This window comes from Rhodohalobacter sp. SW132 (genome assembly GCF_003390325.1).
Lineage (GTDB): Bacteria > Bacteroidota > Rhodothermia > Balneolales > Balneolaceae > SW132.
The window spans coordinates 238,782-265,693 of the sequence record NZ_QUOK01000005.1 but is presented as its reverse complement, the minus strand read 5'-3'; the positions used below and the strand labels follow the sequence as shown (position 1 = coordinate 265,693).

Annotated in this window: 21 protein-coding genes; 15 read left to right on the top strand and 6 right to left on the bottom strand. The window is 45.9% G+C overall.

The annotated features are described in order from the left end of the window. Positions 1-114 precede the first annotated feature (114 nt). From DYD21_RS11725 to DYD21_RS11705, 4 genes are all read left to right on the top strand, one after another. A complete protein-coding gene (locus DYD21_RS11725) occupies positions 115-1,482 on the top strand; it encodes an FAD-binding oxidoreductase (protein WP_199535522.1) in 1,368 nt (455 codons plus the stop codon). Between the two features lie 3 nt (positions 1,483-1,485). Continuing rightward, positions 1,486-3,138: a hypothetical protein gene (locus DYD21_RS11720; RefSeq protein ID WP_116036873.1), complete on the top strand. Its 1,653-nt coding sequence runs from the start codon at positions 1,486-1,488 to the stop codon at positions 3,136-3,138. Positions 3,139-3,603: 465 nt separating this feature from the next. Beyond that, positions 3,604-4,212: a hypothetical protein gene (locus DYD21_RS11715; protein ID WP_116036871.1), complete on the top strand. Its 609-nt coding sequence runs from the start codon at positions 3,604-3,606 to the stop codon at positions 4,210-4,212. Positions 4,213-4,571: 359 nt separating this feature from the next. Beyond that, positions 4,572-5,780, top strand: coding sequence for an aminotransferase class V-fold PLP-dependent enzyme (locus DYD21_RS11705; protein WP_116037139.1), 1,209 nt, complete (start codon positions 4,572-4,574; stop codon positions 5,778-5,780). Positions 5,781-5,884: 104 nt separating this feature from the next. Here DYD21_RS11705 and DYD21_RS11700 read toward each other — a convergent pair whose 3' ends face one another. After that, complete coding sequence (locus DYD21_RS11700) at positions 5,885-7,210, bottom strand: ferric reductase-like transmembrane domain-containing protein (RefSeq protein ID WP_116036865.1); 1,326 nt, start codon at positions 7,208-7,210, stop codon at positions 5,885-5,887. 189 nt (positions 7,211-7,399) lie between these two features. Here DYD21_RS11700 and DYD21_RS11695 point away from each other — a divergent pair, with 189 nt between their 5' ends. The 4 genes from DYD21_RS11695 (at position 7,400) to DYD21_RS11680 (ending at position 11,217) form a co-directional block, all read left to right on the top strand. Further along, on the top strand, positions 7,400-7,879 hold the full coding sequence (locus DYD21_RS11695) for a cupin domain-containing protein (RefSeq protein ID WP_116036862.1): 480 nt from the start codon (positions 7,400-7,402) through the stop codon (positions 7,877-7,879). A 144-nt stretch (positions 7,880-8,023) separates the two neighbouring features. Continuing rightward, a complete protein-coding gene (locus DYD21_RS11690; protein WP_116036860.1) occupies positions 8,024-10,504 on the top strand; it encodes a cation:proton antiporter in 2,481 nt (826 codons plus the stop codon). A gap of 48 nt (positions 10,505-10,552) precedes the next feature. Next, complete coding sequence (locus DYD21_RS11685; protein WP_116036857.1) at positions 10,553-10,816, top strand: hypothetical protein; 264 nt, start codon at positions 10,553-10,555, stop codon at positions 10,814-10,816. Next, a complete protein-coding gene (locus tag DYD21_RS11680; protein WP_116036855.1) occupies positions 10,816-11,217 on the top strand; it encodes a type II toxin-antitoxin system VapC family toxin in 402 nt (133 codons plus the stop codon). The genes DYD21_RS11685 and DYD21_RS11680 overlap by 1 nt, the downstream gene beginning before the upstream one ends. 228 nt (positions 11,218-11,445) lie before the next feature. On the opposite strand, the gene hisS is transcribed toward DYD21_RS11680, so the two are convergent. Both hisS and DYD21_RS11670 read right to left on the bottom strand, forming a co-directional pair. Further along, positions 11,446-12,708 (bottom strand): histidine--tRNA ligase, encoded by a 1,263-nt coding sequence (hisS, locus tag DYD21_RS11675; RefSeq protein ID WP_116036852.1) that lies wholly within the window; start codon positions 12,706-12,708, stop codon positions 11,446-11,448. A 230-nt stretch (positions 12,709-12,938) separates the two neighbouring features. Next, a complete protein-coding gene (locus DYD21_RS11670) occupies positions 12,939-15,197 on the bottom strand; it encodes an amino acid permease (protein WP_116036850.1) in 2,259 nt (752 codons plus the stop codon). 234 nt (positions 15,198-15,431) lie between these two features. On the opposite strand from DYD21_RS11670, the gene DYD21_RS11665 reads away from it, so the two are divergent. Further along, the gene (locus DYD21_RS11665; protein ID WP_116036847.1) at positions 15,432-17,102 is read left to right on the top strand and encodes a M1 family metallopeptidase; all 1,671 of its coding nucleotides are present in this window, start codon (positions 15,432-15,434) and stop codon (positions 17,100-17,102) included. A gap of 126 nt (positions 17,103-17,228) precedes the next feature. Here DYD21_RS11665 and DYD21_RS11660 read toward each other — a convergent pair whose 3' ends face one another. Genes DYD21_RS11660 through DYD21_RS11650 form a run of 3 tightly spaced genes read right to left on the bottom strand, consistent with a single transcriptional unit; the run spans position 17,229 to position 21,073 of the window. Continuing rightward, positions 17,229-18,146 carry a universal stress protein gene (locus DYD21_RS11660; RefSeq protein WP_116036844.1) on the bottom strand — a complete coding sequence of 306 codons (918 nt, stop codon included), beginning with the start codon at positions 18,144-18,146 and terminating at the stop codon, positions 17,229-17,231. 15 nt (positions 18,147-18,161) lie between these two features. Beyond that, complete coding sequence (locus DYD21_RS11655; protein WP_116036842.1) at positions 18,162-19,781, bottom strand: BCCT family transporter; 1,620 nt, start codon at positions 19,779-19,781, stop codon at positions 18,162-18,164. A 50-nt stretch (positions 19,782-19,831) separates the two neighbouring features. After that, entirely contained in the window at positions 19,832-21,073 is a 1,242-nt protein-coding gene (locus tag DYD21_RS11650; RefSeq protein WP_116036840.1) for a hypothetical protein, read from the bottom strand. 550 nt (positions 21,074-21,623) lie between these two features. On the opposite strand from DYD21_RS11650, the gene DYD21_RS11645 reads away from it, so the two are divergent. The 6 genes from DYD21_RS11645 to DYD21_RS11620 all read left to right on the top strand — a co-directional run bounded on the left by DYD21_RS11645 (position 21,624) and on the right by DYD21_RS11620 (position 26,902). After that, the gene (locus DYD21_RS11645; RefSeq protein ID WP_116036837.1) at positions 21,624-23,045 is read left to right on the top strand and encodes a DASH family cryptochrome; all 1,422 of its coding nucleotides are present in this window, start codon (positions 21,624-21,626) and stop codon (positions 23,043-23,045) included. 81 nt (positions 23,046-23,126) lie between these two features. Beyond that, complete coding sequence (locus tag DYD21_RS11640) at positions 23,127-24,179, top strand: PA0069 family radical SAM protein (protein WP_116036834.1); 1,053 nt, start codon at positions 23,127-23,129, stop codon at positions 24,177-24,179. A 120-nt stretch (positions 24,180-24,299) separates the two neighbouring features. Then, on the top strand, positions 24,300-24,878 hold the full coding sequence (locus DYD21_RS11635; RefSeq protein ID WP_116036831.1) for a thioredoxin family protein: 579 nt from the start codon (positions 24,300-24,302) through the stop codon (positions 24,876-24,878). Further along, entirely contained in the window at positions 24,856-25,524 is a 669-nt protein-coding gene (pdxH, locus tag DYD21_RS11630) for a pyridoxamine 5'-phosphate oxidase (protein WP_199535521.1), read from the top strand. Before DYD21_RS11635 ends, pdxH begins: the two co-directional genes overlap by 23 nt. Positions 25,525-25,574: 50 nt before the next feature. Further along, positions 25,575-26,237: a tRNA (guanosine(46)-N7)-methyltransferase TrmB gene (gene trmB / locus DYD21_RS11625; protein ID WP_116036829.1), complete on the top strand. Its 663-nt coding sequence runs from the start codon at positions 25,575-25,577 to the stop codon at positions 26,235-26,237. 77 nt (positions 26,238-26,314) lie between these two features. Then, positions 26,315-26,902, top strand: a complete 588-nt coding sequence (locus DYD21_RS11620; protein ID WP_116036826.1) for a TetR/AcrR family transcriptional regulator — start codon at positions 26,315-26,317, stop codon at positions 26,900-26,902. Positions 26,903-26,912: the final 10 nt, after the last annotated feature.

The following is a 26,912-nucleotide window of genomic DNA, read 5'->3' as shown; positions in this document are numbered from 1 at the left end:
AGTTGAAGAGACATCTATCGACTTTATCACAAGACCTGACATTGTCCAAAAGTCCTGTCAGGGTCTGATTTTTTACCCAACTGTACTCAATTAACACAAAAAAACAAGAGACCTATGGAAACAGTAACAAGTGATTTAAAACACAATCTGAACCTGGAACTCATTCGCCCCGGTGATGCAACCTATGATGAGGAGCGCAGCATATACAACGGAATGATCGATAAGCGGCCGGCGCTTATTGCAAAGTGTAAATCAGCGGATGATGTCATAGAGGCTGTAAAATATGCCAAAGATAAAAAAATGGAGGTGTCCATTCGAAGCGGCGGGCACAGTGGCCCCGGCCTTGCACTGGTGGATGACGGACTGGTAATCGATCTGTCTCCAATGAAAGGCATCCTGATAGATGCTGAAAATAGAACAGCCTGTGTTGAGGCCGGCTGCACCTGGGGTGAGGTGGATACCGCAACTCATGATTACGGCCTGGCAACGGTCAGCGGAGTTATCTCCACAACGGGTGTGGGCGGACTGACACTCGGAGGCGGGCACGGATACCTGACCCGTAAATATGGCCTCACCATTGATAATCTCATTAGCGCGAACGTTGTACTTGCCGATGGAAAACTTGTACACGCAGATGAAAAAGAAAATGCAGACCTGTATTGGGCTTTGCGCGGCGGCGGCGGAAACTTCGGGGTTGTAACTTCATTTGAATACCGGCTGCATCCCGTTAAAAATGTGATCGCCGGTCCGCTATTCTGGCCAATTGATCAGCTTGAAATCACCATGAAGTGGTATCGCGACTGGCTTCCTGAAATGCCGGACGATGTGTACGCTTTCTACCTTGTAGCGGAAGTGGCTGCCGGTGATCCATTTCCGGAAGAGATTCATGGTAAAAAAGTGTGCGGACTGCTATGGTGCTACACGGGCCCGGGGGACCAGTTTGAAGGATTTGTGCAGCAAGCCCGTGATGTAGCTGAGCCGCTGTTTGAATTTACCGTTGAGATGCCATATCCGGCGCTGCAGTCGATGTTTGACGCCCTTTATCCCAAAGGTCACCAATGGTATTGGAAGGGTGATTTTGTCAAAGATTTGAGTGATGAAGCCATTCAGGAACACAAAAAGTTTGCCGAAGTCCCTACTTCTCAATCCACCATGCATCTCTATCCGGTGGATGGTGCCGCACACGAGGCTGGAAGCGATGAAACGGCGTGGAACAAGCGGGACGCCTGGTGGTCAATGGTGATCGTAGGCGTAGATCCCGATCCTGAGAATACTGAAAAAATCAAAACATGGGCCCGGGATTACTGGAAAGCCGTACACCCTCACACGCTGGGAGGATCCTACATCAATTTTATGATGGAGGAAGGGCAGGATCGTGTAGAAGCTTCGTACGGTGATAATTACAAGCGACTGCAGAAAGTAAAAGCCAAATATGACCCGGAAAACTTTTTCCATATCAACCAGAATATCAGACCGGAGTAAATCATGAAGCGCAAACTAATTTCTACACTATTCTTGATTTTTGGATGTTTCGGTTTTGCTAACGCCCAACAGGCAGATGAAAACCGAAACCTATTTGAGGGCCAGTTTGCTCCACTTCTCGAAGGAATGGGAGATACTCATTTTGAGATCTCCACGGACGACGATCTGGCTCAGCGGTTTTTCAATCAAGCAATGATACTTACGTTTGCCTTCAATCATGCGGAGGCAGAACGAAGTTTTCGACAGGCGGCTGAACTGGACCCTGATCACCCGATGCCTTGGTGGGGAATTGCCCTGGTACAAGGCCCGAATCTGAATGTACCGATGATGGAACCTGCCATTCCGGTGGCATGGGAGGCTCTTCAAAAAGCTCAGGAATTGAAGGCAAACGGAACACAAAAAGAGCAGGATTTTATCAACGCGTTGTCAACCCGCTACGAAGAAAATCCTCCGGAAGATCGGACTTCGCTCGATATTGCCTATTCCGAAGCAATGGAAAAACTTGCCAATACGTACCCGGATGACCAGCATATACAGGCACTCTATGCGGAAGCGCTGATGGATCTGCATCCGTGGGATTTCTGGGCAAAAAACGGTGACCCACAGCCGTGGACTCCCAAAATACTGTCGGTATTGGAGTCAGTGATAGAAGTAAATCCGCATCACATCGGAGTTAATCACCTCTATATCCATGCCACGGAAGCCTCAAGCACGCCTGAACTTGCGCTGGAAAGTGCTAACAATCTCAGGCTGGCCGTTCCGGGTGCGGGCCACCTGGTGCATATGCCGTCTCATACCTATATCCGTGTCGGGGAATATCACGAAGGAACGCTTGCCAACCAGCGGGCCATAGAATCCGATAATGATTATGTAGCACAGTGCAACGCGCAGGGTGTTTATCCCCTGGTGTATGTTCCCCACAATCAGCACTTTTTGTGGGCAACGGCCACTCTTGAAGGACGAAAAGATCTCAGTATCGAAGCGGCGCATCAAACAGCAGATCTTGTACATGAGGAAGCCATTCATGCAACAGGAATCCCGCTGCTGGAGCACTTTAAGGTGATTCCGCTTTTTGCATATGTCCGCTTTGGAATGTGGGATGAAATTATGAGCCATCCGGAACCTGGTGAGAATCTGTTCTATTCAGATGGAATTTGGCATTACGCGCGCGGAAAAGCCTATTCAGCACGCGGGGATTTCGATCTGGCTGATCAAGAGCTGGGACAGATCATTAGCATAGCAGAAGATGAAGCGCTGGAGATCGATCCGGATCACAGGAATCTCCTGAAGATTGCCCGTTATGTTTTGGAGGGAGAGATCGCGGCCGGACATGAAGATTACGATACAGCCATTTCAAAATTTGAGGATGCCCTGGTGATTGAAAGTGAGATCCCCTACGACGAACCGCCAAAGTGGTTCTACCCGGTGCGGCAAAAACTGGGTGCTGTTTTGCTTGATGCCGGAATGGCTGAACAAGCAGAAACAGTGTATAGAGAGGATCTGGATGAATTTCCCAAAAACGGCTGGTCACTGTTCGGCCTCTGGCAGAGCCTTGACGCCCAGGGAAAAGCGACTGAAGCCCGGCAGGTAAAAGTCCGGTTTGATGAGTCCTGGAAACATGCGGATATCGAGCTAACAGCGAGTGTGGTGAGGTAAAACTGCGATTTATTTTTTGTACCTAAGTTCAATTTTAAAGTTGAAACAAATTGTTAATGCTCTTCAAAAAACTTTCATCAAACCCTCCAATAGTTCGAAACTCTTGGAGGGTTATTTGTTTGCCTGTAAATTTAACTAAAGCGAAATTTACTATCATTTTTTTGCAGCCTTTCTAAAGTAGTAGTTACAAAAAAATTCGACTAATCCTCGTTCTTTACCCCTCAATTAGCACTGTAACTGCGGTAGTATAAACACCCCACGTTCACTGTGAATCAAAATTGTCACTATCTGAACGATATACGAGAGAATCTATTCATTCGGGTATTTACATTAATTACAGAGATACATCAGTACAGTTTACCTAGCGTCAATATAGATGATGAAAAAGTGAGAGATTAAAATCTCATTGGTGAAAATTAAACGCCGTATTAGATGGCACAATCAAAAAGTTAAACAAGAGGAATTATGAGAACATCAAATATCACACTAATAGTAGTTATTACTGCATTTCTTTTCCTGTTATTCAGTTCGTTGCATGCACAGTCGTCGGAAGATGCATCGATAGTAATTACAGATTATGAAATTGCGGATTGCACAAACATGGGTTCGTTTGAAACTGACAGGAAACCCATTAATACTATACTTGAAGAAGATTATCCTTTTTTGAGAACCATTCACTGTATGAAAAACGATGATTTCCTCAAAAGCAGGGGATGGAACTGGAAACTCAAAAATCTATCTCACAAACAAGCAACTCACTATGTTTTGAGTGGAAAAGGAGCAAAAATTAACGTGCGAGCAACCTATGATAAAGATGGGAATCTTGTCGAATCGTTGTTACGTATTAATGATACTCACATCCCACACGCCATCCTGGAATTTATTTTTTATGATAAATATGAAGGATGGCATATGATTGCCAATGAGAAGATTGTAAAAGACTTTGATACTTATCAGACAGAGTATAACATCATTCTATCGGATGGCAGCATGGAACAGGTGCTGAACTTCAAAGAGTATGGCAACAGGATTGCATTCAGTGGAATTATATCGAGAGACGAGAGGACGCTTTAGAGCATTCAGAGTAAACGTTAAAACAATAACAAATCCGGAATCGATAGTCCGGGTTTGTCTTTTTTGCAAAAGACCTTGCTTATGAGCCAGTAGGCAGAGTTTAGAATTTGGAGGAGAATGGGAGACGCCGGATCAGCGTCCGGGATGACTTCAATTGGTTCAAAACCATCCACTGTCATCGCGGGCCCAGACCCGCAATCTCCCATCTTTGGCATGGAGTAAGTGTGAGTCAGTGGCAGGGTTTAGAATTCGGTCGAGAACGGGAGATGCCGTGTCGGGGCACGGCATGACTTTAGTTGAATTGAATTTTATTCAAAATCAGTACACATCTCTTGGTTAAAAAAATGTACTTTTTAAACATGAATAACCGACCTGAAGAGCTGTCCGCTGAAAACCTTCTCCAAAAATGGCGGGATGATACTCCCGGATGTCAACATCGGAATCATCTCAATAACGCTGGGGCTGCACTCATGCCGCAGCCGGTGATTGATGCCGTTCACGAACATCTGAATCTTGAAGCCCGGATCGGCGGATATGAAGCCGCTGAACTGGAAAATGATCGGACTGAAAAGGCTTACCGGTCGGTTGCTGATTTGATTCAAACTCAACCATCCAACATTGCGATGGTTGAGAACGCCACCGTTGCGACCTCGCAGGCGCTCAGTTCATTTGATTTCCAGCGGGGGGATGCGATTCTTACAACCAACGTCGATTATTCCTCAAACCAAATCATGCTATTGAGCCTTGCGAAGAGATTTGGAGTTGAAATTAAACGGGCTGATGATCTATCCTCCGGCGGTGTGGATGCCGAATCGGTCCGGAAGCTGATCAGAAAGAAACGTCCAAAACTGGTTCTGATGAGCTGGATTCCCACAAATTCCGGACTGGTGCAGGACGCACAGGCTGTCGGTGAAATCTGCAGGGAAACGGAAGTGACGTTTGTTCTGGATGCCTGCCAGGCGGTGGGACAAATTCCGGTTGATGTAGAAACCCTGAACTGTGATTTCCTGGCTGCCACCGCCCGAAAATTTCTCAGAGGGCCGAGAGGAATCGGATTTCTTTATGTTTCAAACCGCATGCTGGAACGAGGTATGGAGCCACTTTTCCCCGATACCCACGGCGCGGCATGGACAGATCCGGATCAATACACGCTTGAACCGGACGCTCGCCGATTCGAAAACTGGGAGTTTTCCCATGCGCTGATCCTCGGCCTTGGAGCTGCAGCAGAATACGCTATGGAAGTGGGAATCGACGTTGCTGCAAATCGGTCATTCAAACTGGCGGAGTACATGCGGTCAAAATTGGAAGATCTACCCGGCGCACGAATCTTTGACCGCGGGGAGAATCAGTGTGCGATCGTTTCTGTGGGGTTTGATCATCATCAACCAGAAAAACTGGTGGAACGGCTGCGGGAGGAAAAGATCAACACAAGTGCGGCGTCCCGAACAGCCGGTGTGATCGATATGAAATCAAAAGGGGTTGATTCAATCTTGAGAATTTCGCCTCACTATTACAATACCATGGATGAGGCAGATGAACTTCTTGAGGCCTTACATCGCATTATCTGAATGCAAATATTGCCGCAGAGATAATTAGAATTACAACAATCACATAAACGGTTCGACGGATATATACGTGTAACATGCGGTTTTAATAGTGTAAATGTTTTTTGTTATGCGATATTAAATCGTTCGGAATGGAGCCTGTAAACGGGAACGCCCCAGTCGTTAAGAGTTCCTTCCACAACGTCCATCATCGGGGCAGGGCCACAGATAAAAAATTCTGATGATGAGATTTTATCATAGAGATGCCGTTTCATAATATCCTCATCAATAAAACCGGTCTCCCCATCCCAGGAATCATCCGGTTCCTCCAATACATGTACAACATTCAGGTTCAGTTCTGCAGATAACTCTCTGAATTCATCATAAAACGGGGTGAGTTCTTTCGACGGTGTACCGTAGATAACGGTGACTTCCCGCTGATCTCCCCGGTCACGCAGCGTTCGCAGCATACTCATGGCCGGCGTAACCCCAATTCCACCGATGATAAATGCGTTGTGTTGTGAGGTTGATGATTCGAGTGTAAAATTCCCGTACGGCCCTTCGAGGAAGGCTGTTGTGCCGATTTCCAGCTCGCCGACCTCAGCTGTGAAATCTCCAAGTTCTTTTATGGTAAGCTGAATGTTTTTTTGTTCAGCAGATGACGAAATGGTAAAGGGATGCTGCTGCAGGCTGAAAGGTGAATCACCCACAGTAATCCAAATAAACTGTCCGGCTATGAAGTTCATTCCGTCATGGCCAACAGGTTCCAGTTCAACCGACCAGGTTCCGTCCACTTCCTCAGTTACGGATACAATTTCCCAGGGGCGCTTTTTCATTTGATATGGCCGCCAGACACGATTGTGAACCAGCATGCCAATTGCGGCAACAGACATCGTAACCCACAGAACCTGCTGCCAGATCTCTGATACATAAAAACTGACCTGCATGATATGGACAGTTCCCACAAAAACCACAAACAGAGCTAACAGACCATGAGAGGCCCGCCACCATTCGTAGAAAATATTCAGTTTTTCTCGCCAGTAAGTGGTAATAATTAAAGCTGTTATTGCAATGATCGCACCTGATAGTGCAAGAGTTCGCGGCAGGTTTACGGTGGGATCCAGGAATTTTAAAAATTCACTGTCTGCCAGAAACAAAATGATAAAGTGCCCCATGATGAATCCCCATGCAAAATATCCCGCATTTGCGTGAAACTGAAGGAGTTCATCCAGGCCGAAAGGAGCGCCTATTCCACTGTATCTCGCCGTTAGAACAAACTGTAAACCCATCATGGCAAGCCCGATAAAACCCAGTGCTACCCCAAATTCAACCCAAAAACCCCGGTACTCTTCGGTATGACCAATAATAGCGAGACCAAGTGGTGCAATGACGAGAACAAGAAAGAGTGTCAGCCATTTGATTGCATACCTGAGGAATGTCGCCCGTGTTTTCATAAATGAAACGTATTCATTGTATTAGGGTTTTTGATAACTTGACTCAAGTTAATAGAAATGTATGTTGATCGGAAATACCTCACATAATTAGATTTCCGAGAATGATGATGGACAAGTATGATGTTAGACTATAGTGATACCCGTAGAATATGTTTCTAAAAATGAAAATTTATATACAGTAGCAGAATAATGAAAAAGAAACGAAAAGAGCTCACCGACGAGGAAAAAAAGAAACTTAATGCATGGATTGAACCCTGTTTACTCCCTGAAGTTCATCACTTGGGAGAACAGGTCCGCGGGGTGGCACGGTATGATAAGAGGGAACAGATGTACGGCGGAAACGGAACCGTCTACCTGATGCAGCTTTTTTGTGAGGGCGAGCTTGTAAACAACCGGATTGCGGCATATATGATTTTACCGGAGAAAGGAGTAAGCGCCGGTTTTCATACCCATGGAACCCGCAGTGAGCAGGAGCTTTATGTTGTAATGAGTGGTGAAGGTGAATATCATGAAAAAAGCAGTGTAAATGGGGAGATCAGGTCTGTTCCTGTTCAAAAAGGGAGTGTTACATCCGTGAGGGGCGATGCTTATCACGCCGTAACCAACCGCGGTGAAGAGCCGATGATTATATTTGTAATTACAACGAATGAGCCAGTCCGGGAATCTTAAAAATGATTTTTGTTGATGATTACAGATCGGGAAATATTGGTTAGCGTTTTAAACTTTAAAAGCAGTTTGAATCCAAAACCCGATAGAGATAGTTAATCAGTCGGTGAATCCTTATCATTTACGTCAATTGAATTTTAGTTTTTTATGAACGACACACTTTCATTTTCGCTGCCTTTTTCAGACCCGGTGATGATTTTTGCGCTCGTAATGCTCATCATTCTGCTCGCGCCGCTCATTTTCAACAAGCTGAAGATACCCGGTATCGTCGGGCTGATTCTTTCTGGTACTCTTGTGGGGCCAAGCATTCTTGGACTGCTTGAAAGAGATAGTACGATTGAGCTTCTGGGTACGGTTGGGCTGCTCTATTTAATGTTCATGGCAGGGCTGTCGATTGACCTGAACCGGTTTGAAAAGCTCAGGAACCGAAGCATCGGGTTTGGGATGATTTCCTACCTTTTCCCGGCTGCAGGTGCATATGTACTTGGTACACAGTATCTCGGGTATTCAGCCTCAACATCCCTTTTACTGGGCGCCATCGTTGGTTCTCATACCCTGTTGGCCTATCCCATTGTTGAACGGCTTGGTATTACAAAGAATACGGCCGTCACTATGTCGATGGGAGGCACGCTTGTCACAGATACGCTTTCACTCGGTATACTTGCGGTTGTGGCCGGTACTGTGGGCGGAGCAGGAGGTATTGGGTACTGGACAGGTTTTGTGGTATCCGTATCCGTTTTTTTGATTTCCGCAGTATTAATTCTGCCGCGCCTGGGCCGATGGTTTTTCAGAAATATCAAATATCAGAATAATACTGATTTTGTGTTTATGGTGGCTGTACTCTTTACGACAGCATTTCTTGCTGAACTGGCGGGTCTGGCTTCCATCATAGGCGCATTTATTGCAGGACTTCTTCTCAATCGTCTTGTGCCTGAAAGTGGTACGCTCATGAGCCGCATTCAGTTTGTGGGAAATGCACTTTTCATTCCATTCTTTTTAATTTCAGTGGGAATGCTGGTGGATGTGCAGGTTCTTACCAGCTACGATGTTTGGGAAAAGGCGATTGCATTCTTCCTGCTTGTTATTATTGGAAAGGGAGTGGCATCGGCCATTATTACGGGTACGTATAAATACACAAAAGAGGAGGGGTTTGTTATACATGGCCTTACAACGCCTCAATCAGCCGCAACTCTGGCGGTAACTTTACTGGGTTATGAACTCGGTTTTTTTGATCAGACTGCCGTTAATGCGGTTGTGATTCTGATACTATTCTCCTGTCTTTTTGGCCCGTGGCTGGTTGAGAAGTATGGCCGTATCGTTGCCTCGCAGGAGGAAGACAAACCGTACAGTCCGGCTGACGCTCCACAGAGAATTTTGGTACCTCTGGCGAATCCTGAAACCTCGGATGCATTGATGGATATCGCTTTTATGGTGAGGGATATAAAGTCGGGCCAGCCGATTTATCCTCTGACTGTTGCCAGGGATGGAGTGGATGTAGAAGGGAATGTGGCCAGGAGTGAAAAAATGCTGAGTCACGCTGTTATTCACGCGGCTTCTGCTGAAGTGACTGTAAATCCGATTACGCGCATTGATTTGAATATTGCGAAAGGAATTGCGCGGGCAGTGGAAGAGAAACGAATTACAAATATTGTGATCGGCTGGAATGGTGAAGTCTCAACCCGCCGTAAAATATTTGGCAGTGTTCTCGATCAGCTTCTCGAAGAAGTAGACGAAATGGTGATGGTATGCAAAATTGAAAAACCGGTAAACACATTTGAAAGATTGATTGTGGCCGTACCGCCCTTTGCATCACTTGAAATTGGGTTCCCGGGAACCATCCGTTCACTCAAGCTGATGGCCGAACAGATGGGTGTGGATTTAGTAGTCATATCAACTGAAGAGCGCAATCCTTATGTGGAAAAAGGGATTGCGAAAGTTAAACCTGATGTGGATGTCGAATTTTTTAAAGTGAGCCTGTGGTCGGATATGACCAAATGGCTGGATGAAAATCTGGGTGAAAATGATCTCCTTTCGCTGGTTAGTGCGCGTGAGGGTACAATTTCGTGGCGGCCGGGTCTCGACAGGCTGCCCAGGGTGATATCCAAACGGTATCCGGATTTGAGCTTCGTCACAATCTACTCGTCTGAAGTAGAGGAAGAAGCAGATCAGGGCATGGGTTACAACCAAAACTTAGAAATTGTTACCGGCAGCCGTATTAAACTCGATATTGAAAACCGCGACATTGAGTCGGCACTTGCAACCATTATAACCGGTGACGAGATTTTTGAAAACATTGCTATTGAAAGAATTACCCGGCGCTTACTTGAAAACAGCAGTGATTACTCACCAGAGGTAATGCCAGGGGTGGTATTTTATGAATCTCATACCTCAAAAGTGGATCAGCAGGTGCTATTTATTGGGATATCGAAGGATGGCATCAATGTGGAAAACACAGCTAACCAGGCCCATGTCGTTCTGGTTCTGCTCAGCCCTAAAAACATGAAGGTTCAGGATCACATCCGGATGCTAAACCGAATCTCAAAATTAATCCGGCCAGGAAAAGATGTGGAAAGCATGAAAAATGCTAAAGATCCCAGGGAAGTGGTTAAAGCCCTGATGGCAAGATAGCTGTAGATTTATGTTGAAATTAAAGCATAAAAATGCGAATATGTTTTTATGCGAACAACAATAGATATTCCGGATTCCCTCATGAAGAAAGCGAAAAAAAAAGCTATTGAGCAGGGTGTAACTCTAAAACAGCTTTTCACCCATGCGCTCGAGCAAGAGTTAGAGGTCCAAAAAACCACAGATGATGCTCCCTGGAAAAATCTTCATGGAACCGGCTCATCAAAAAAACTTTCCCCTGAAGATTCCGGGTTTGAAGGCTACACGGGTCCGGATTGGAATCACTCACTGCAGGTAAATGAACCGGAGCAGTAATGCTTCTGCTTGATACACACATCTGGCTCTGGTGGCTGTTAGGAGATGGCGCGTTGAACAATAAAGAACGGGAAGCTCTCGATCGTGCTGCAGAATCAGGTGAACTGTCAATTTCCTGGGTAACCGTTTGGGAGACCGAAATGCTCGAGAGAAAAGGCCGGATTGAGCTGAAACCGGGGTTTCAGAAATGGATCGAAGCAGCAGTACAGCCACGTATTGCAACACTGCTTCCGGTTGATACAGAAGTGGTTTCTGCTCAAAGAAAACTTCCCGATAGCTTTCATGGTGATCCGGCTGACCGTTTGATTGCAGCAACGTCGATATTATCACAGTATCCGCTCGTAACGCACGACAGGCGGATTCGGGAGTCAGGCGCGTGTAAAATTGCTGAGCTGTCCTGATTTAACTCCCGCCCGAAATTTCAGTTATACCTGTTGTCGTGTCAATGATGTATCGACGGGTATGTTTGGTGCACATCTTCACCGGATGAATTCGCTTCATCCGGTGAATTGTCCTGACTTTGCATTATCCAGTGCATAATTTTATAGAGTAATATCTTGCCCCCACCAACTCATCCGATGACGCGGAGTTAGCGGATGAGGGTATTTCATTAACCCGGCACATCAAAATTAACTTGACACTAATTTTTCAAGAATCTCTTTGAAGGTGTAGGATCCTTCATCACTCTCCTTCATATTCCGGAGTGTGAACTTGCCTTCCTGGAGCTCATTTCCGCCAACTATGATGGTATATAACGCATTTTCCCGGTTGGCGTCCTTCATTTGTGCTTTCATGGATCGCCCCATGTAATCCATGGTGGCTGACACGCCGGCTTTTCGGAGTTCGGGCAGTTTGGAGAGTCCCCATGAACGTGCTTCCTCACCTAAAGTTACAATATAAGCATCTACCGTTTTTTCATCGCCGAGTGGAATTCCAAGCTCTTCGCACGCAATCAGCAGCCGCTCCATTCCAGCTGCAAAACCGACGGCGGGTGTAGGCTGTCCGCCAATTTCTTCAACCAGCAGATCGTATCGTCCGCCGCCAGCAAGGGCATCCTGAGCACCAAGATCGGGACTGATCAGCTCAAAGGCGGTCTGCGTGTAATAATCCATGCCGCGTACGAGATAGGGATCTTCCTCATATGAAATGCCGAGATCCTTCAAATACTGTTTAACTTTGATGTAGTGAGCAACCGACTCATCGTTCAGATAATCGGTGATGACCGGAGCTGATTCAATAAATGGTTGATCCTCCTCTTCTTTGGAATCGAGAATGCGAAGGGGATTGTTTTCAAACCTCTTTTGAGAGATATCGCTTAGTTTATCAAAATTTGGTTTTAGATGATTCTTCAAAGCTTCTACGTAGGCCTTTCGGCTTTCAGGATCTCCGATAGAGTTCAGTTTTAAAGTGGTGTTGGTGATACCGATTTTATCATAAATATTCACCATAAATGCAATCACTTCGGCATCAGCCACTGCATCACTGCTGCCGATCACCTCAACACCAAACTGGTGGAATTGCCGCTGTCGCCCTTTTTGTGGCCGCTCAGCACGGAACATCGGCCCGATGTAGTATAGTTTCTGGGAGCCGCCACGCTGATCGAGGTGATTTTCAACATAAGCGCGTACTACAGGTGCGGTAAGCTCCGGGCGCAGCACATAATTGTCATCTCCCCGACTGAATGAGAAGATCTCTTTTGATACAATATCGGTAAGCTGACCCAATCCGCGAATGATGAGCTCCGTCTGCTCCATGATGGGAGTCCGGATCTCTTCAAAATTAAACTTTTCAGCCTCTCCATGGATCAGTCGTTCAAGGAATTGCCATTTTTTAACTTCATCGGGTAGAATATCCACCATTCCGTGGTGGGTGGTGAATTTAACTTTAGACATCGGTTATGCTATGCGTGAAATTTAATTTTATAATGTTGAGTTTCCCGACCCAATTTGTCGGAAAGGATAAAAGTCCCCCTTCAAAGGGGGACACTCTTAAAAAACATATATTTGAACAAATAACTATAGATACAAGTTGATACCTCGTGGGCTCTGTCCCGAGGTAGTTCATTTAGATGATAAGATACAGCGAGTTGACTTAAAAACCACTCGGTGCCTGAGGTGTAAATTTAACTACTGGACGAGTCAGAATCTGAATTTTGGCGTTTGAAGAACGTTTTGAGCAGATGAATTCCTGATCGAATGTTTCGTTCCCGTCCTCTCACAATCAGAACATTCCCTTTGGCATTTTCACCGATATACTCCGGAATTGTGCCGAAGAGCACGCGCTCGATAGATGATGAGCGGGAAGCACCAATTAAAATGGTGTCAAATTTATTACTCTCCTCAAGAAGTGTTTTCTTGGCATCGTCCGAAAGCACAGTCCTGGAATACACATGTTCAGGATCAATTGCCGCATCAATGATGATCTGCTGTATCAGGCGGTCGCCTTTTGCTTTTAACTCTTCATCGGTTAGGTCCTGATCGGTATCCTGGACGTTTATCAGCGTCAGTTCGGTTTCCGGAACATTGTCGATCAGTTCAGAGGCACGTTTCACTGCGGTGATAGAATATGGGCCTGTTCCCACAAAGACAGCGGTTTTACCAATTTTTTGATGAACTGATTTAACGAGTGTAACCCGGCACGGTGCTTCTTTAACAATCGGATCGATGATGGATCCGAGAATGTGAGTCCGTTGTTTTTTGCGTCCTTTCCAACCCAGGATCACTTCATCGGCGTGCTCCTTGTCGATCAGATTGAGCACAATCTGACTTACGTTACGGCCGACCACTGCCCTGGTTCTGAGTTTAAAATCCAGGTTTTTAGCCGCTGCCCGGATCTCTTCAAACAGTTCATCCTGACGTTTAACACGTTCTTCATCAAACTGCAGATCCTGGGCAAGAGACGTTTGGTCGGGGACAGTGATCACATTTACACAAATCACTTCGGAATTTTCCCGGGTGGATGCGATCGAGGCCGCAATATTCAGAAGCTCATGCTGATGTGCGGGATTCGCAATCGGGAGCACAATTCTGTACAGGTGATCTCCCGCAGACTCGGTCTCAATCGAAGTCGTGATCGCTTCACTCAATATGCTGTCCCGGGTGAGATCCACGCGCTGACGGCCGTAAACAAAGTACCAGAATACACCAAAAACCAGGATCCCAACTCCCCCAATCAGCGGAAGAGTATCCATTTGGGTGAGAAGATAAATGCCCGACAGAATACCGAATATCTGGATCCAAGGGTAGAGCGGTGCTTTAAACTTCGGATTATACCAGGCCGGTTTCCGAACTCTGAACGCTATCAGTGCAATATTCACAAGAATGTACACCACAATCTGAAAGGAGCCGGCTGTTTTGGCGATCTCTTCAACCGGAAGAAGCAGGATAATCGCAAGCATTGCACCGCCTGTAACCAAAATGGCGATCACGGGTGTATTGAATCTTTTGCTGATATGGGCAAATAGTTCAGGAATTAACTTGTCACGGCTCAGCGCAAATGGGTAGCGGGAAGCGGTGAGAATTCCTGCATTGGCCGTGCTGATGAGCGCGAGCATAGCGGCAAGAACAATCAGAACCACGCCGAAATAGCCGAAGAAGGGTTCAACGGCATCCACCATCGGAATATTGGAACCTGCAAGCGCCTCTCCCTCAATTATGCCCACAAGAACGAAAACAATCAGCGCATAAATCGCGGTTGTTACTGTAAGTGACAAAAGAAGTCCGAGCGGCAGATTCCTATCGGGGTTTTCAATTTCTTCGGCAACAGCTGCAACTTTTGTAACCCCTCCATAGGAAATCAGAACCATAACGGTTGCTGCAAGAAGGCCCGAAAATCCACCATCAAAAAATGGAAAAAACTGGTTTGATTCGAGATTGTGCAGGCTTACTGCGATAAATATTCCCAGAATGGCAACCATAATAATCACCATGATGACCTGCAATCCACCGGTCTGTTTCACCCCGAAAATATTGACCAGGATCAGAATGGTACCGATGATCAGGGCAACCGTTTCAACATTTGGCAGGGCAAAAACCGCGGAGAGATAGAACATACCCCCAATTAAAGCCAGCGCTCCTTTGAACATCAGCATCAGCCATGTCCCTAGGCCCGCGATGGTTCCGGCAGCCGGGCCAAGGCCGCGCTCGATGAAAATGTAATCACCACCGGCCTCCGGCATAGCTGTGCCAAGCTCTGCAATACTAATCGCGGCAGGAAAGACAAGGATACCCGCAATCACAAAAGCGAGGATTACCGCAGGTCCGGCTTCTGCCATGGCCAGGCCGGGCAGAATAAAAATACCGCTGCCAATCATCGCACCCATACTGATTGCTATAATGGATGTAAGGCCTAATTCACGTTCTAAGGTGTGTTTTTCTGCCATTCTTTAAAGAATCTTTCGGGTAAACCTGGTACTTGTATGTGTTTGTTGCCGAAGTAGTAATTGAAATACTGAGTTTTTAAAAAACACGGTACTGTAGATAAGCCCACAGAATAATTATATAATCTAACAGTATCAAACAGAATCGGGGATTAAAGGTATTCATTGAAGTTAGTGCAGAGTTCTCCAACTATCCTAATTTTTGCTATTTTGACCAAAAGATAAATTCTCAAGGTCATGGCAAAAATGAAATACTTCTATCTGTTTATCCTTCTATCTGTCAGTTACACCGTTCAGGCTCAGGATCTTATCTATGAATCGGGCGGTGAACTCACGCCTGAGCTATCATCCTATAATGTACATCACTATGCGCTGGACCTGATGATAGAACCAGCTGACAGTACAGTATTTGGCTCCGTTGAGGTTCATTTTGATATTGTGAATCCAACAAACACAATCGCACTGGCGCTGGATCCAAAACTCTCGATTGAGAAGATTACCGATAATATGAATGGTGAGTCCCTTCGATATACACGCGGTGGCCAGAACCGGACCTTTAACATTTGGTTTCCCGAAACGCGCCAGCCCGGCGAGTCGGGTGTGGTTGAGATTCATTATGGTGGAAAGCCTGTGGTGGCTGCAAACCCGCCATGGGATGGCGGAATGGTTTGGGACCGTACGCCATCGGGCGAAACCTGGGCAGGGGTAGCGTGCCAGACAATCGGTGCGTGGGTTTGGTGGCCGAATAAAGACCATCCGTCAGACCGCCCCGATTCAGTTGCCATCGACATCACCATGCCGGATGATCTGGTTGTTGCATCAAACGGACGATCCAGAGGTACCACTAACCTTGAAGACGGGTATAAAACCTGGCACTGGTTCGTATCCACACCCATCAACAACTACAATGTTACGTTTAATGCAGCTCCATACGAAGTGATCACCGATACGTATGAAAATGTAAATGGGGGTGAGATGGAGATGACGTTCTGGGTTCTTCCCGAATTTGTGGAGGAAGGGCGGCAGCTGTTTCCGCAGTTTGCAGATCAGATGAGGTACCTGGAAGAGATTCTCGGTCCGTATCCGTTCAGGGCAGATAAATACGGAGTCGCGCATGCGCCTTACCTCGGGATGGAACATCAGTCGTTAATCGCGTATGGAGCCGGCTTTGAAGATGGCGTGCTTTTTGGTGATCCTGCACCTTTTGATGATCTCCATCAGCACGAACTTGCGCACGAGTGGTGGGGAAACATGGTAACGGTGTGGGACTGGCGTGATTTTTGGATCCACGAGGGATTCGGTACCTATATGCAGGCCCTGTATACCGAGCATGTCAGCGGAGAGGAGAACTACCGCGCGATGATCCGCCACTTTGAGGGCAGAATCTCCTCTGTGAGTCCCACAGCCCCACTGCAAAGCATGACAACCCGCGAAGTCACCGGCGGCGGAAGAGGCGGTGATATCTACTTTAAAGGTGCAGTTTTCCTGCATACGCTCCGTTTTTATTTGGGTGATGAGATCTTCTTCGAATCATTAAGGCGGTTTGCATATCCTGATCCTGAAATGGAGAATATCACGGATGGAAGCCACATGCGGCATGCAACGACCGATGACTATTTAACGCTGGTGAACCGGTTATCAGGCGAGGATCTGTCCTGGATGTTCCGGGCGTACCTGCGTGAGGCGCAAGTTCCGAAGCTGAGGGTTGAAAAAGGTGAAGAGCAGGTGTCAATGAAATGGGAAACGGAATCCGGAGGCCGCTTTCACATGCCGGTTGAAGTTGAGGTGGATGGTGAAATTGTACTTGTAAATCCGGAAGATGGTGTATTTCGGCTGGAGTATGAACCCGGTGCTGCCGTCACTGTTGATCCGCATAACAGGGTATTTATGCAGATTGCAGAGGAGTAACCAGAGGGCGGGGAAATAGAAGTGTTGTGGCTTAATCTTGCAGATTCAATACTGATGTGCCATATGGGAATAAATATAAAAAGCCCCGGAAATGATCCGGGGCTTATGTTGATTAACGAACTGTGATCAGTTTTTCTTCAGTAAAGATTTGAAGAAGCCCTGATGTTTCTCTTTATCCTTCACGAGAAGAATGGGGATGCCAAACCTGTAATAGGCCATTTTATCGGTGAAATCTTCACGTAAAATGCTGGTTATTCCTTTACCTGATTTGGAAACAGCTACAATTAAATCAGCCTGATCGTGGACAATCTGATCATAAATCTGATCCATTTTCGGCCCGTCTACATTCAGTGAAAAAACAAACTCTACATCATCCGGTAAAGAATGTTTTTTAACAAAATCATGTTTTTTCTCCTCTAGATAGTTGTCCATTTTTTTCTCGTCTTCCTCATCGGGCAGATTGGGGAAAAATCGGGCGGGATAGTTGTACACGTGCTGTGCGGTAACAGAACCACCCTTTTCAGCGGTGAGTTCAAGCGCGGCTTTTACAGCCGTTGCCGACTGATCGGAAAAATCCACCGGAACAATGGCTTTCTTTAACTGATACCGGCTTGTTTCCGGTACAAAAAGAATGGATGTAGGTACATATTTCATAATCCGCCGGGGAATAACTCCGCTACCGGCATATCCCGATTTTTTACCCATTACGGTGAGATCCGGGTTGATTTGATCCAACACCTTGACGATCTCTTCCGTTGGGCGTCCGGTTCTAAGAAGTAAATCTATTTCGACCTTAGAGTCGCTGAAGTATCTGTCGATTTTTTCCTGGAGGTTATTTCTCAGGGCTTTTTCTACATCTTCGCGGTCTTTTACTTCAGGAAACATCTCGATCATATCATCAGCCGCTTCGTGAGATTTTATCACGTGGAGGAAGGTGATCGATTTCGGTTTCATTTCAGTGGTTAGAAAATGTGTGTAACCGGTAAGAATATCATCCATACTGGTTAAATCTAAGCACACAAACCAATCTTCATAACGTTCCATAAATTTGCTCCCGATCTATTTGTTCTTTTGTTGTTCGATTGTCTTGGATAAGAGTTCCCTGTAGGATTCGCGTTCTTTATCCTTCTCTTTGAGCATATTGTCTTTGTATTCGCGATTTAGTCCCTGCCTGAGGCTATAGCACATAATCAGCAGTAAAATAACGAATGGAAGGCCCGAACTAATTGCCGCTGCCTGGAGTGCTCCAAGGCCGCCGCCAATAAGCAGAACAGCTGCTACTGCACCCTCAGTTGATGCCCAGAATACTCTCTGGCCTACGGGTGAATCGAGTTTTCCGCCACTTGTCAGGTTGTCTATCACTAGGGAGCCAGAGTCAGATGATGTTACAAAGAAGCTGAGTACAAGAACGATTGCAAGAAAGCTGGTTATAATTCCAAACGGGAATTCATTAAGCAAAATAAAGAGAGACGTTGTTTGATCTGCTTCAACGGCGCTCGCAATTTCCGCAATACCGGTTGTTTCAAGGTATAGTGCGCTCCCGCCAAAGCCGCTCATCCACAAGAACGTAACGAGGGTGGGTACGATCAGCACGCCGAGGATAAATTCTTTAATGGTGCGCCCCTTTGAAATACGGGCAATAAACATTCCTACATAAGGTGACCATGAAATCCACCAGGCCCAGTAAAATACGGTCCAGGTGCTCATAAACTCACCTTCTTCGAAGGATTGAGTCCAGGTGGCGTAACTTGCAAAGTTTTGCAGGTAATACCCTGTGCTCTGTACAAAAGTCCCCAATATGTAAAGAGTTGGGCCGAATACAAGGATGAACAGCAAAAACAATCCGGCCAGGCGGATGTTGAACTCACTGAGTACTTTTACACCTTTATGTATACCGAGTACCACGGATCCAACAGCTACGAGTGTTACTGCTACAATAATGATAACCTGCAGGTTTACGGTGTTATCGAGGCCGAATACAAATTCCATTCCCGCACCGGCCTGCTGTGCACCAAGTCCGAGCGAGGTTGCCAATCCAAACAGGGTGGCAAGAACTGCAAGGATATCGATTACATCACCAATCCATCCGTTGATTCTGTCACCCAAAAGCGGGTAGAATACAGAGCGGAAAGAGAGCGGAAGTTTCCGGTTGAAAGCAAAAAATGCGAGCGCGAGTCCTACGATTGCATAAACCGCCCAGGCGTGCAGGCCCCAGTGCAAAAACGTAACTCCCATCGAATCCCTGATCGCTTCAACAGACCCTGTTTCGGCGTGCGGAGGATAAAGCAGGTGCCACATCGGCTCGGCTACAGCGAAAAACATCAGGCCGATTCCCATACCGGCACTAAATAACATGGCAAACCATGCCATTTTACTGAACTCCGGTTTTGCATCTACTCCGCCTAATCGTATTCCACCAAATTTGCTAAAAGCAAAGTATAGTGCAAAGGCGATGAAAATATTCACACCGGCTACAAACAGCCAGCTTGCCCAGTCGGTGATATTGACTTGAACAGCACTAAACATTTCCTCTGCCGCGTCTCCGACAATCAGAGTACCGACAATCAATACCGTTATTAAAAACACAGACGGCCAGAAGACTGGTCCATGAATTTTAAAAATCTTTTTTTTCCGGGATTTTTTAGACTCCGGTTTGTCCTCTTCTCCACGTAAAGCCATATCGTTCTATTTTAAGAGTGAGAAAAAATCATTCATCATAGGCGGGGATATCAGAAATAAAAGCCAAGATTAATATTGTACCGAATATTGTATTCCGATTCTCCCGACCCCAGATCTTCATGCCCGGGTCCTACACCCACACCAAAATCATCTGTCAGCCAGGGCTGATTTACTCCTTGTGCAATATCAAAATATGCAAACACGGGACCGGCAGATACTAGGAATCCGGTGATATTCTGGATAGTGTGCTGAAAGTTGTCATTCAGGTTCAGATTATCACCGCTTGCTAGTAACGAGTTTTCAGCTCCAACCTGGTTTTCCATGTAGCTGAAATCGTTGTAGAAGTTGATGTTTGTGATGGGGCCCCAGTCTACATCATATGAGTAGGAGAGTCCGAGAGTTGCGATCCATGCTTCTGTTGATACTTCATAAGGTATGCCGTATGCGCCCATAAAAACCGTGCTGATATCTTCGCCGGCATCATTCACGGCATCCATTCCGTAATAGAGGAATTGCGGCATTACCCCAAAATTGCCGAATGTAAAATCCGCATGTGCTGCGAAAGCGTACCGGCCATTCATCTCATCCAATACACTATTATAGAGTTGACCGTATTGTACGGATGCTCCAAATTCACCGTTTTCCAGCTGATATGCACCACGAATGTTGAATTGATTTCTTTCCGTGAGAGAAGCCTCACCTTCGGGAATAACATCGTAAGAGTAGCGTCCGCTTCCGCCTATGCCAAACGATCCGTCACCGCCAACAGGGCCTTCCGGCTCAGGCTGGAAAAAATAGGCAAAATCCCATTGCCAGCTATCTGTCGTGCGGGTAAATTTGATCCCCATGTCGTGATCATCTTCAAGGCCAACATAATAAGGAAGGCTGAACCACCAGTTATTGGAATTATACTGGATATTGCCAAATGGAACCTGGGTTACACCAAGCTGCACTTCAGTTCTTTCAGAAATGCTGTAGTCGAACCAACCCTGTTTGATGAAATTTGTGCCGAAGGTTGGATAGAAACGATACTCAAAGTTTAGCCCGATTCCGCCGGGGTTGTCATACAGTACATTTATGCGCCACGTGTCCCAGGTAAACTGACCGCTGGTGGCATCCATATCACTTTCAAAATCCTGAAGTATAAGATTGTATCGCACCGCCCCGCCAACGTGAAGTGAGCTTTCATCCTCGTCATCAGATTGGGCAAAGGCACACATATCGAAACCGCTGATGAGTAAAAGTATAAAAACGGTAAGAAATAGCTGTTTAATAGTCTTAATTGATTTCATGTATTTGTAATTTAAGTTAATCCTAAATATTAAAGATCTAACATGCTCGATATACAACACATGTAAAAAAGACTCAACTCGATAACATTCCTTCCATCTTAAAAAAAATAGCGGTCGCAATCAATTTATTTGAATATTTAAATTGCAGTAAAATAAGAACTTATAATCCCGTTATTGATCTTCTTAAAGATTTCTGGCAGATCTTCTTTATAGCTTTTTTTCAACTTAGTGTCTGCTGATTTTTTAAGCATATTTTTCAAGGCTGATTTTTTTACTCACTGAAATTCAGGAGTAATTGGCAGGAGTAATTGGAAAGAAATTCGGGTTTAAATTACAGTCTCAATTATTGGGGATTCTGACCACATTTAAATACCTGAAATTGCAGTTAAAATGAATTAAAACATTTGGGATTTCACTGTTGATGATTTTAAAATATCGAAAACAGAATCATTTCTATCGTACAGAAAAATAAACAATCCTTTTTGAGTCAACTTTTTGTAGAGGATTTAGGTTATTGCTTCGATCTGTTTTCAGAATAAAAGTCCCGTTTATGAAATCTATTGTATGGCTGCGCAACGACCTCAGGCTAACCGACCATCAACCGCTGAAAGCCGCAGCCGAAACAGGAGAGGTGCTTCCGGTTTACTGTTTTGATCCGCGTCATTTTTCAAAAACTCGCTACGGTTTTCCTAAAACGGACTCCCTTAGAGCACAATTTTTGATAGAATCCGTGGAAGATTTACGAAATCGGATCAGGGAGAATGGTGGTGAACTGATTGTGAGGTGTGGAAAGCCCGAAGAGATTTTGCAGGGAATAGTGTTAGAAACAGGCGCCGGTCAACTTTTGTATCATGGAGAAGTGACACAGGAGGAGAAAGATGTTGAGGCAAGGGTTGAAGAAAGCCTGGAAATTCCGTTTAAAAGGTATTGGGACAACACTATGTATCACAGGGATGATCTGCCTTTCAGTCTTTTTTCCATCCCAGACGTATTTACACAGTTTCGGAAAAAGACAGAGAATCAAAGTTTGGTCCGCGAGCCGGTAAATGTACCGGCAAAATTTAAAACTCCCGATGAAGTTGAGCCGGGCAAAATCCCCGCAATTCAGGATCTTGGCCTTGAACCGGCGGAACCGGATGGCAGGGCTGTTCTGCAATTTAAAGGCGGAGAGAGTGCTGCGTGGGAAAGATTGAATCATTACTTTTTTGAGGCGGATAAACTCAGAGATTATAAATTTACCCGGAACGGACTCCTTGGCGCCGATTATTCATCCAAGTTTTCACCCTGGCTGGCACACGGCTGTATTTCGGCTCGATCGATTCATGCAGAGGTTGAAAAGTATGAAACAGACGTGCATGAAAACGTATCAACCTACTGGATGAAGTTTGAACTGATCTGGAGAGATTATTTCCGATTTTCTGCAGTTAAATATGGCAGTCAGATTTTTAAACTTGGTGGGATCCAGGAAAAAGTTCTCGATAAAGAAAAAGATCACGATATTTTTGAACGATGGGCTTCAGGTACTACCGGAATTCCGTTCGTGGATGCGAATATGCGTGAATTGAACGCCACAGGGTATATGAGCAATCGCGGACGACAAAATGCGGCCAGTTTTCTTGCGCAAAATCTGAACTTCGACTGGCGCCGGGGAGCAGCCTGGTTTGAATCTAAACTGATAGATTACGACGTATGCAGCAATTGGGGAAACTGGGCCTACAACGCAACCGTGGGTCACGATCCCAGGAACCGATATTTCAATATCATAAACCAGGCACAGAAATATGATAAAAAAGGGGAGTACGTGCGGCTATGGATCCCTGAACTAAAAAACCTTCCATCAGAATTCGTCCACCAACCGTGGAAAATGACCCCGGATCAGCAGAAACTCTACGAAACGGAAATCGGCAGGGATTATCCAGAACCCATGATCGATCTGGAAAAAAGCTACGAGGAGATTAAGGCGAGAGACTGATCAGAAAAATTCCCTTGCAAAATTTTGTTCTGCTTTTAAGAGAGGAAAATATGTTGTAATATATGTGTAAAATATGTAACCATGAAGCATCAACCGATCCGCGGCAGGGGAGCTGCCGACAATCCGAAGCACAGATTTACAGATGAAAAGCTGGAGTATGATCCCGATGAGAAAACGGGCCGGCTGGAGAGGCCGAAAACCAAGATTCTGACCGATCACACCAAAGAGATCATTTCAACGAATCAAAGTCCCGATATTCCGTTTGAGGTTAGCCTGAATCCATACAGAGGGTGTGAGCACGGGTGCGCATATTGTTACGCCCGGCCAAGCCACGAATTTCTGGGGATGTCGGCCGGTCTCGATTTTGAATCAAAAATTGTAGCGAAATACAATGCCCCTGAACTGCTGAGGGAGAAACTGTCGGGTGAGAGCTGGAAACCCAAACCCATTGTGATGAGCGGCGTGACCGATCCCTATCAGCCGCTGGAAAAAGAGCTGAGAATCACTCGTGGGTGCGTGGAAGTTCTTGCCGAATCGCTCCATCCGCTCGTGATCATCACCAAAAATTACGGGGTTACTCGGGATATCGATTTGCTTAAAAAGCTCGCGGAAGTGAATGCGGTTCGTGTTGTGCTTTCGATCACCAGCCTGGACCGTGATCTGATCGGTAGTCTTGAGCCGAGGACATCACGCCCTGAAAAACGGCTACAGGCGGTTGAAGAGTTAACCAGGGCCGGAATTCCGGTTCACGCAAACATCGCCCCGCTGATTCCCGGGCTCACGGATGATGAAATTGTGCCGATTATGGAAGCCGCGAAAAATGCCGGTGCTTCATCGGTTTCGTATACGATCCTGCGATTGCCCTACTCTGTGAAGGATATCTTTTTGAAATGGCTGGATGACCATCAGCCCAACCGAAAACAGAAAGTCGTTAACAAAGTCAAAAGCCTGAAGGATGGCCAGCTAAACCGCTCGGAATTTGGGAAACGATTTCACGGAGAGGGAGCATATGGGGAACAGATCCGCCAGCTATTTTCCATTCACAAAAAACGGCTCGGGCTGGAGGGTGACCGAAAGCCGCTGAATACTTCAGCTTTCAGGCGTCCGTCAACCGCGCAACTCAGGCTTTTTTAATTTCGGTAAGTTTCGGTTTATATCCCCTTCAAATAGTTGGTATATTTTCATTTATCGAATGAGTTACGGTAACTTTTTGTTGAAAAACTGAATTAAATTTATAAATCAAATTAAGAAAATATGTCTGCAGTAAATTCAACAATGCTGGAGCTTGGAACCAAAGCTCCAGGTTTTTCACTACCCGATACAGATGGCAACACGGTATCGCTGGATGATTTTAAAGATGCCGATGGTTTGCTCGTTATGTTTATCTGCAATCACTGCCCGTATGTAAAGAATATCAAACAGGAACTGGTGCGTTACGCCAAAGATTTTGAAAGCCGCGGGCTGAAAGTAGTGGCAATCAGTTCGAATGATGTGGACAACTACCCGGATGACAGCCCTGAAAAAATGAAAGAAGATGTTGAAGCTTTCGGCTACCCGTTTCCGTACCTGTATGATGAGACCCAGGAGGTGGCAAAAAAGTATAAAGCAGCATGCACGCCCGATTTTTTTCTGTTTGATGAAAACCTTGAGCTGGCCTACAGGGGGCAGTTTGATTCATCCCGTCCGGGCAACGGCGTAAAACCAACCGGAGAAGATTTACGTGAGGCTACCAACAAAATGCTGAGCGGAAAGCCGGTTCCCGAAGATCAGATACCGAGTGTCGGGTGCAACATCAAATGGAAAAAAGGAAATGAACCGGAGTACTTTGGGTAAGGAGATTAAACGTGATATCGCCTCACTGCGAGAAAATTACACGAAAGGCGGAATTCGGGATGAGGATCTGCCCAGTCAACCGGTGCCGATGTTTGCCCGCTGGCTTGATGAGGCGATTGAGTCGGAAGTAAATGAGCCAAACGCGATGTCTCTGGCTACCGTCACCCCGAACGGGGCACCGAATGTTCGGATTGTTCTGCTGAAAGGCATTGAAGGGGAAACGCTTCAGTTTTTTACAAATTACACCAGCCGCAAAGGCGACGAACTAAAAATAACGCCCAGTGCCGCTGTTTCGTTCTGGTGGCCGGAACTGGAACGTCAGGTTAGAATACGCGGAAGAGTGGAAAAGCTGAGCCGCAAAGAAAATGACAGCTATTTTCAGTCCCGGCCGAGGGAGAGTCAGATCGGTGCGTGGGTGTCTCGCCAAAGTTCACCGGTGGAAAACCGGGACGCACTCAAAGAGAGAGCCGATAAAATCTCACAGAAGTTTGGTGATGATGAAGTTCCGACACCCGACTTCTGGGGCGGATATAGTATTGAAATCGAAGAGATTGAGTTTTGGCAGGGAAGACCCGGCCGCCTGCACGACAGAATCCTGTATCAAAAAACAGACGGTAAATGGAGCAGAAAACGGCTCCAGCCATAATGTGCGTAATGAACAATAAATTGATTTAAAATAATTTAGCAGTACCTGGGATGGGAAAGAATAAACTGCAGCGATATGCTGATAATGTTGGTTTTGAAAATGTTATTGAACACACCGAATTTGAAACAGGGGAACCACCTGCCGGAAAGTGGGCTCAAGAAATTTTTGGGAACGACAACCCGATTGTAGTAGAGCTTGCGTGCGGAAAAGGGGAGTACACCACAAATCTCGCCGAACTCAATCCGGACAAAAACTATATCGGGATTGATATCAAGGGAGACCGCATCTGGAAAGGGGCCCGGCGCGCAATGGAGCAGGAGCTGGAGAACGTCCGTTTTCTGAGGTGCTTCATCGATCACCTCGATCAATTTTTTAGCGAAGGAGAAATTTCTGAAATCTGGATCACTTTTCCCGACCCGTATTTAAGAAAGTCCAAATCAAAAAAAAGGCTCACTTCGCCACGGTTTCTGTCCATCTACCGAAAAGTTGCCCATGCGGATGCCGTCGTGCATTTGAAAACGGATTCGAAACCGCTGTTCAATTTTACGGAAGAGGTTGTCGAAGAGCAGGGTCTTTCCATAATGGAACACTACAGCGATCTTTACGCGCAAAACCCGAATGATGAAATCCTTTCCATAAAAACCTACTACGAAAAGAAGCATCTTCAGGACGGCCGGACAATTCAGTACATACAGTTCAGGCTAAATAACTGAATTATTAATCTCTATTGACTTTCTGCCATAAAATGATAAATTGATACTGTGTACTTAACAGTGTTAACCTCTCTTTTATGTCTCTCAGGGATGATATTTTAACAGTAAGCCGTACTCTTTTGATAAAAGAGGGTTTCGGGAAAATGTCGATGCGAAAAATTGCTGGCGAAGTGGATGTTTCCGCAACCAGTATCTATCTGCATTTCAAAAATAAAGATGAACTGATACTTGCCCTGATTGAAACAAGCATAGGCAGGCTGGCAAATGTGTTGCAGCAGCAGCTTGAAGATGGTGATGATCCGATCCGAAAACTGGAGAAGATGGCGGACGGATTTATCTATTTTGCGCTGAATCATCCCCAGGAGTATGAAATTATCTATATGGTTCGGCCCGAAGAGATGCCACGGTTTCCAAAGGAGAAGTTCGAGCAGATTCGGAAAATCTACGAACTGCTGGCCGATATCATTAAGGAGGGAAAAGAGCGGGGAATACTGCACGTCGATGATCCGCTCATGAGTGCCTACACGGTATGGGCGCAGCTTCACGGTGTGGCATCGGTTGTTATCAGCAAACGGCTGGATACGCGTATACCCACAGACACGTTTATTAAGCAGGCAGTGGATCACATCATACAAGGTTTTATTTCACAAAAAACAACGGTTTAAAGGAGATCGT

Bases quoted from the DNA above. Each gene is read 5' to 3' on its own strand.
- DYD21_RS11725 (WP_199535522.1), top strand. From the start codon at position 115: ATGGAAACAGTAACAAGTGATTTAAAACACAATCTGAACCTGGAACTC.
- DYD21_RS11720 (WP_116036873.1), top strand. From the start codon at position 1,486: ATGAAGCGCAAACTAATTTCTACACTATTCTTGATTTTTGGATGTTTC.
- DYD21_RS11715 (WP_116036871.1), top strand. From the start codon at position 3,604: ATGAGAACATCAAATATCACACTAATAGTAGTTATTACTGCATTTCTT.
- DYD21_RS11705 (WP_116037139.1), top strand. From the start codon at position 4,572: ATGAATAACCGACCTGAAGAGCTGTCCGCTGAAAACCTTCTCCAAAAA.
- DYD21_RS11700 (WP_116036865.1), bottom strand. From the start codon at position 7,210: ATGAAAACACGGGCGACATTCCTCAGGTATGCAATCAAATGGCTGACA.
- DYD21_RS11695 (WP_116036862.1), top strand. From the start codon at position 7,400: ATGAAAAAGAAACGAAAAGAGCTCACCGACGAGGAAAAAAAGAAACTT.
- DYD21_RS11690 (WP_116036860.1), top strand. From the start codon at position 8,024: ATGAACGACACACTTTCATTTTCGCTGCCTTTTTCAGACCCGGTGATG.
- DYD21_RS11685 (WP_116036857.1), top strand. From the start codon at position 10,553: ATGCGAACAACAATAGATATTCCGGATTCCCTCATGAAGAAAGCGAAA.
- DYD21_RS11680 (WP_116036855.1), top strand. From the start codon at position 10,816: ATGCTTCTGCTTGATACACACATCTGGCTCTGGTGGCTGTTAGGAGAT.
- hisS (WP_116036852.1), bottom strand. From the start codon at position 12,708: ATGTCTAAAGTTAAATTCACCACCCACCACGGAATGGTGGATATTCTA.
- DYD21_RS11670 (WP_116036850.1), bottom strand. From the start codon at position 15,197: ATGGCAGAAAAACACACCTTAGAACGTGAATTAGGCCTTACATCCATT.
- DYD21_RS11665 (WP_116036847.1), top strand. From the start codon at position 15,432: ATGGCAAAAATGAAATACTTCTATCTGTTTATCCTTCTATCTGTCAGT.
- DYD21_RS11660 (WP_116036844.1), bottom strand. From the start codon at position 18,146: ATGGAACGTTATGAAGATTGGTTTGTGTGCTTAGATTTAACCAGTATG.
- DYD21_RS11655 (WP_116036842.1), bottom strand. From the start codon at position 19,781: ATGGCTTTACGTGGAGAAGAGGACAAACCGGAGTCTAAAAAATCCCGG.
- DYD21_RS11650 (WP_116036840.1), bottom strand. From the start codon at position 21,073: ATGAAATCAATTAAGACTATTAAACAGCTATTTCTTACCGTTTTTATA.
- DYD21_RS11645 (WP_116036837.1), top strand. From the start codon at position 21,624: ATGAAATCTATTGTATGGCTGCGCAACGACCTCAGGCTAACCGACCAT.
- DYD21_RS11640 (WP_116036834.1), top strand. From the start codon at position 23,127: ATGAAGCATCAACCGATCCGCGGCAGGGGAGCTGCCGACAATCCGAAG.
- DYD21_RS11635 (WP_116036831.1), top strand. From the start codon at position 24,300: ATGTCTGCAGTAAATTCAACAATGCTGGAGCTTGGAACCAAAGCTCCA.
- pdxH (WP_199535521.1), top strand. From the start codon at position 24,856: ATGAACCGGAGTACTTTGGGTAAGGAGATTAAACGTGATATCGCCTCA.
- trmB (WP_116036829.1), top strand. From the start codon at position 25,575: ATGGGAAAGAATAAACTGCAGCGATATGCTGATAATGTTGGTTTTGAA.
- DYD21_RS11620 (WP_116036826.1), top strand. From the start codon at position 26,315: ATGTCTCTCAGGGATGATATTTTAACAGTAAGCCGTACTCTTTTGATA.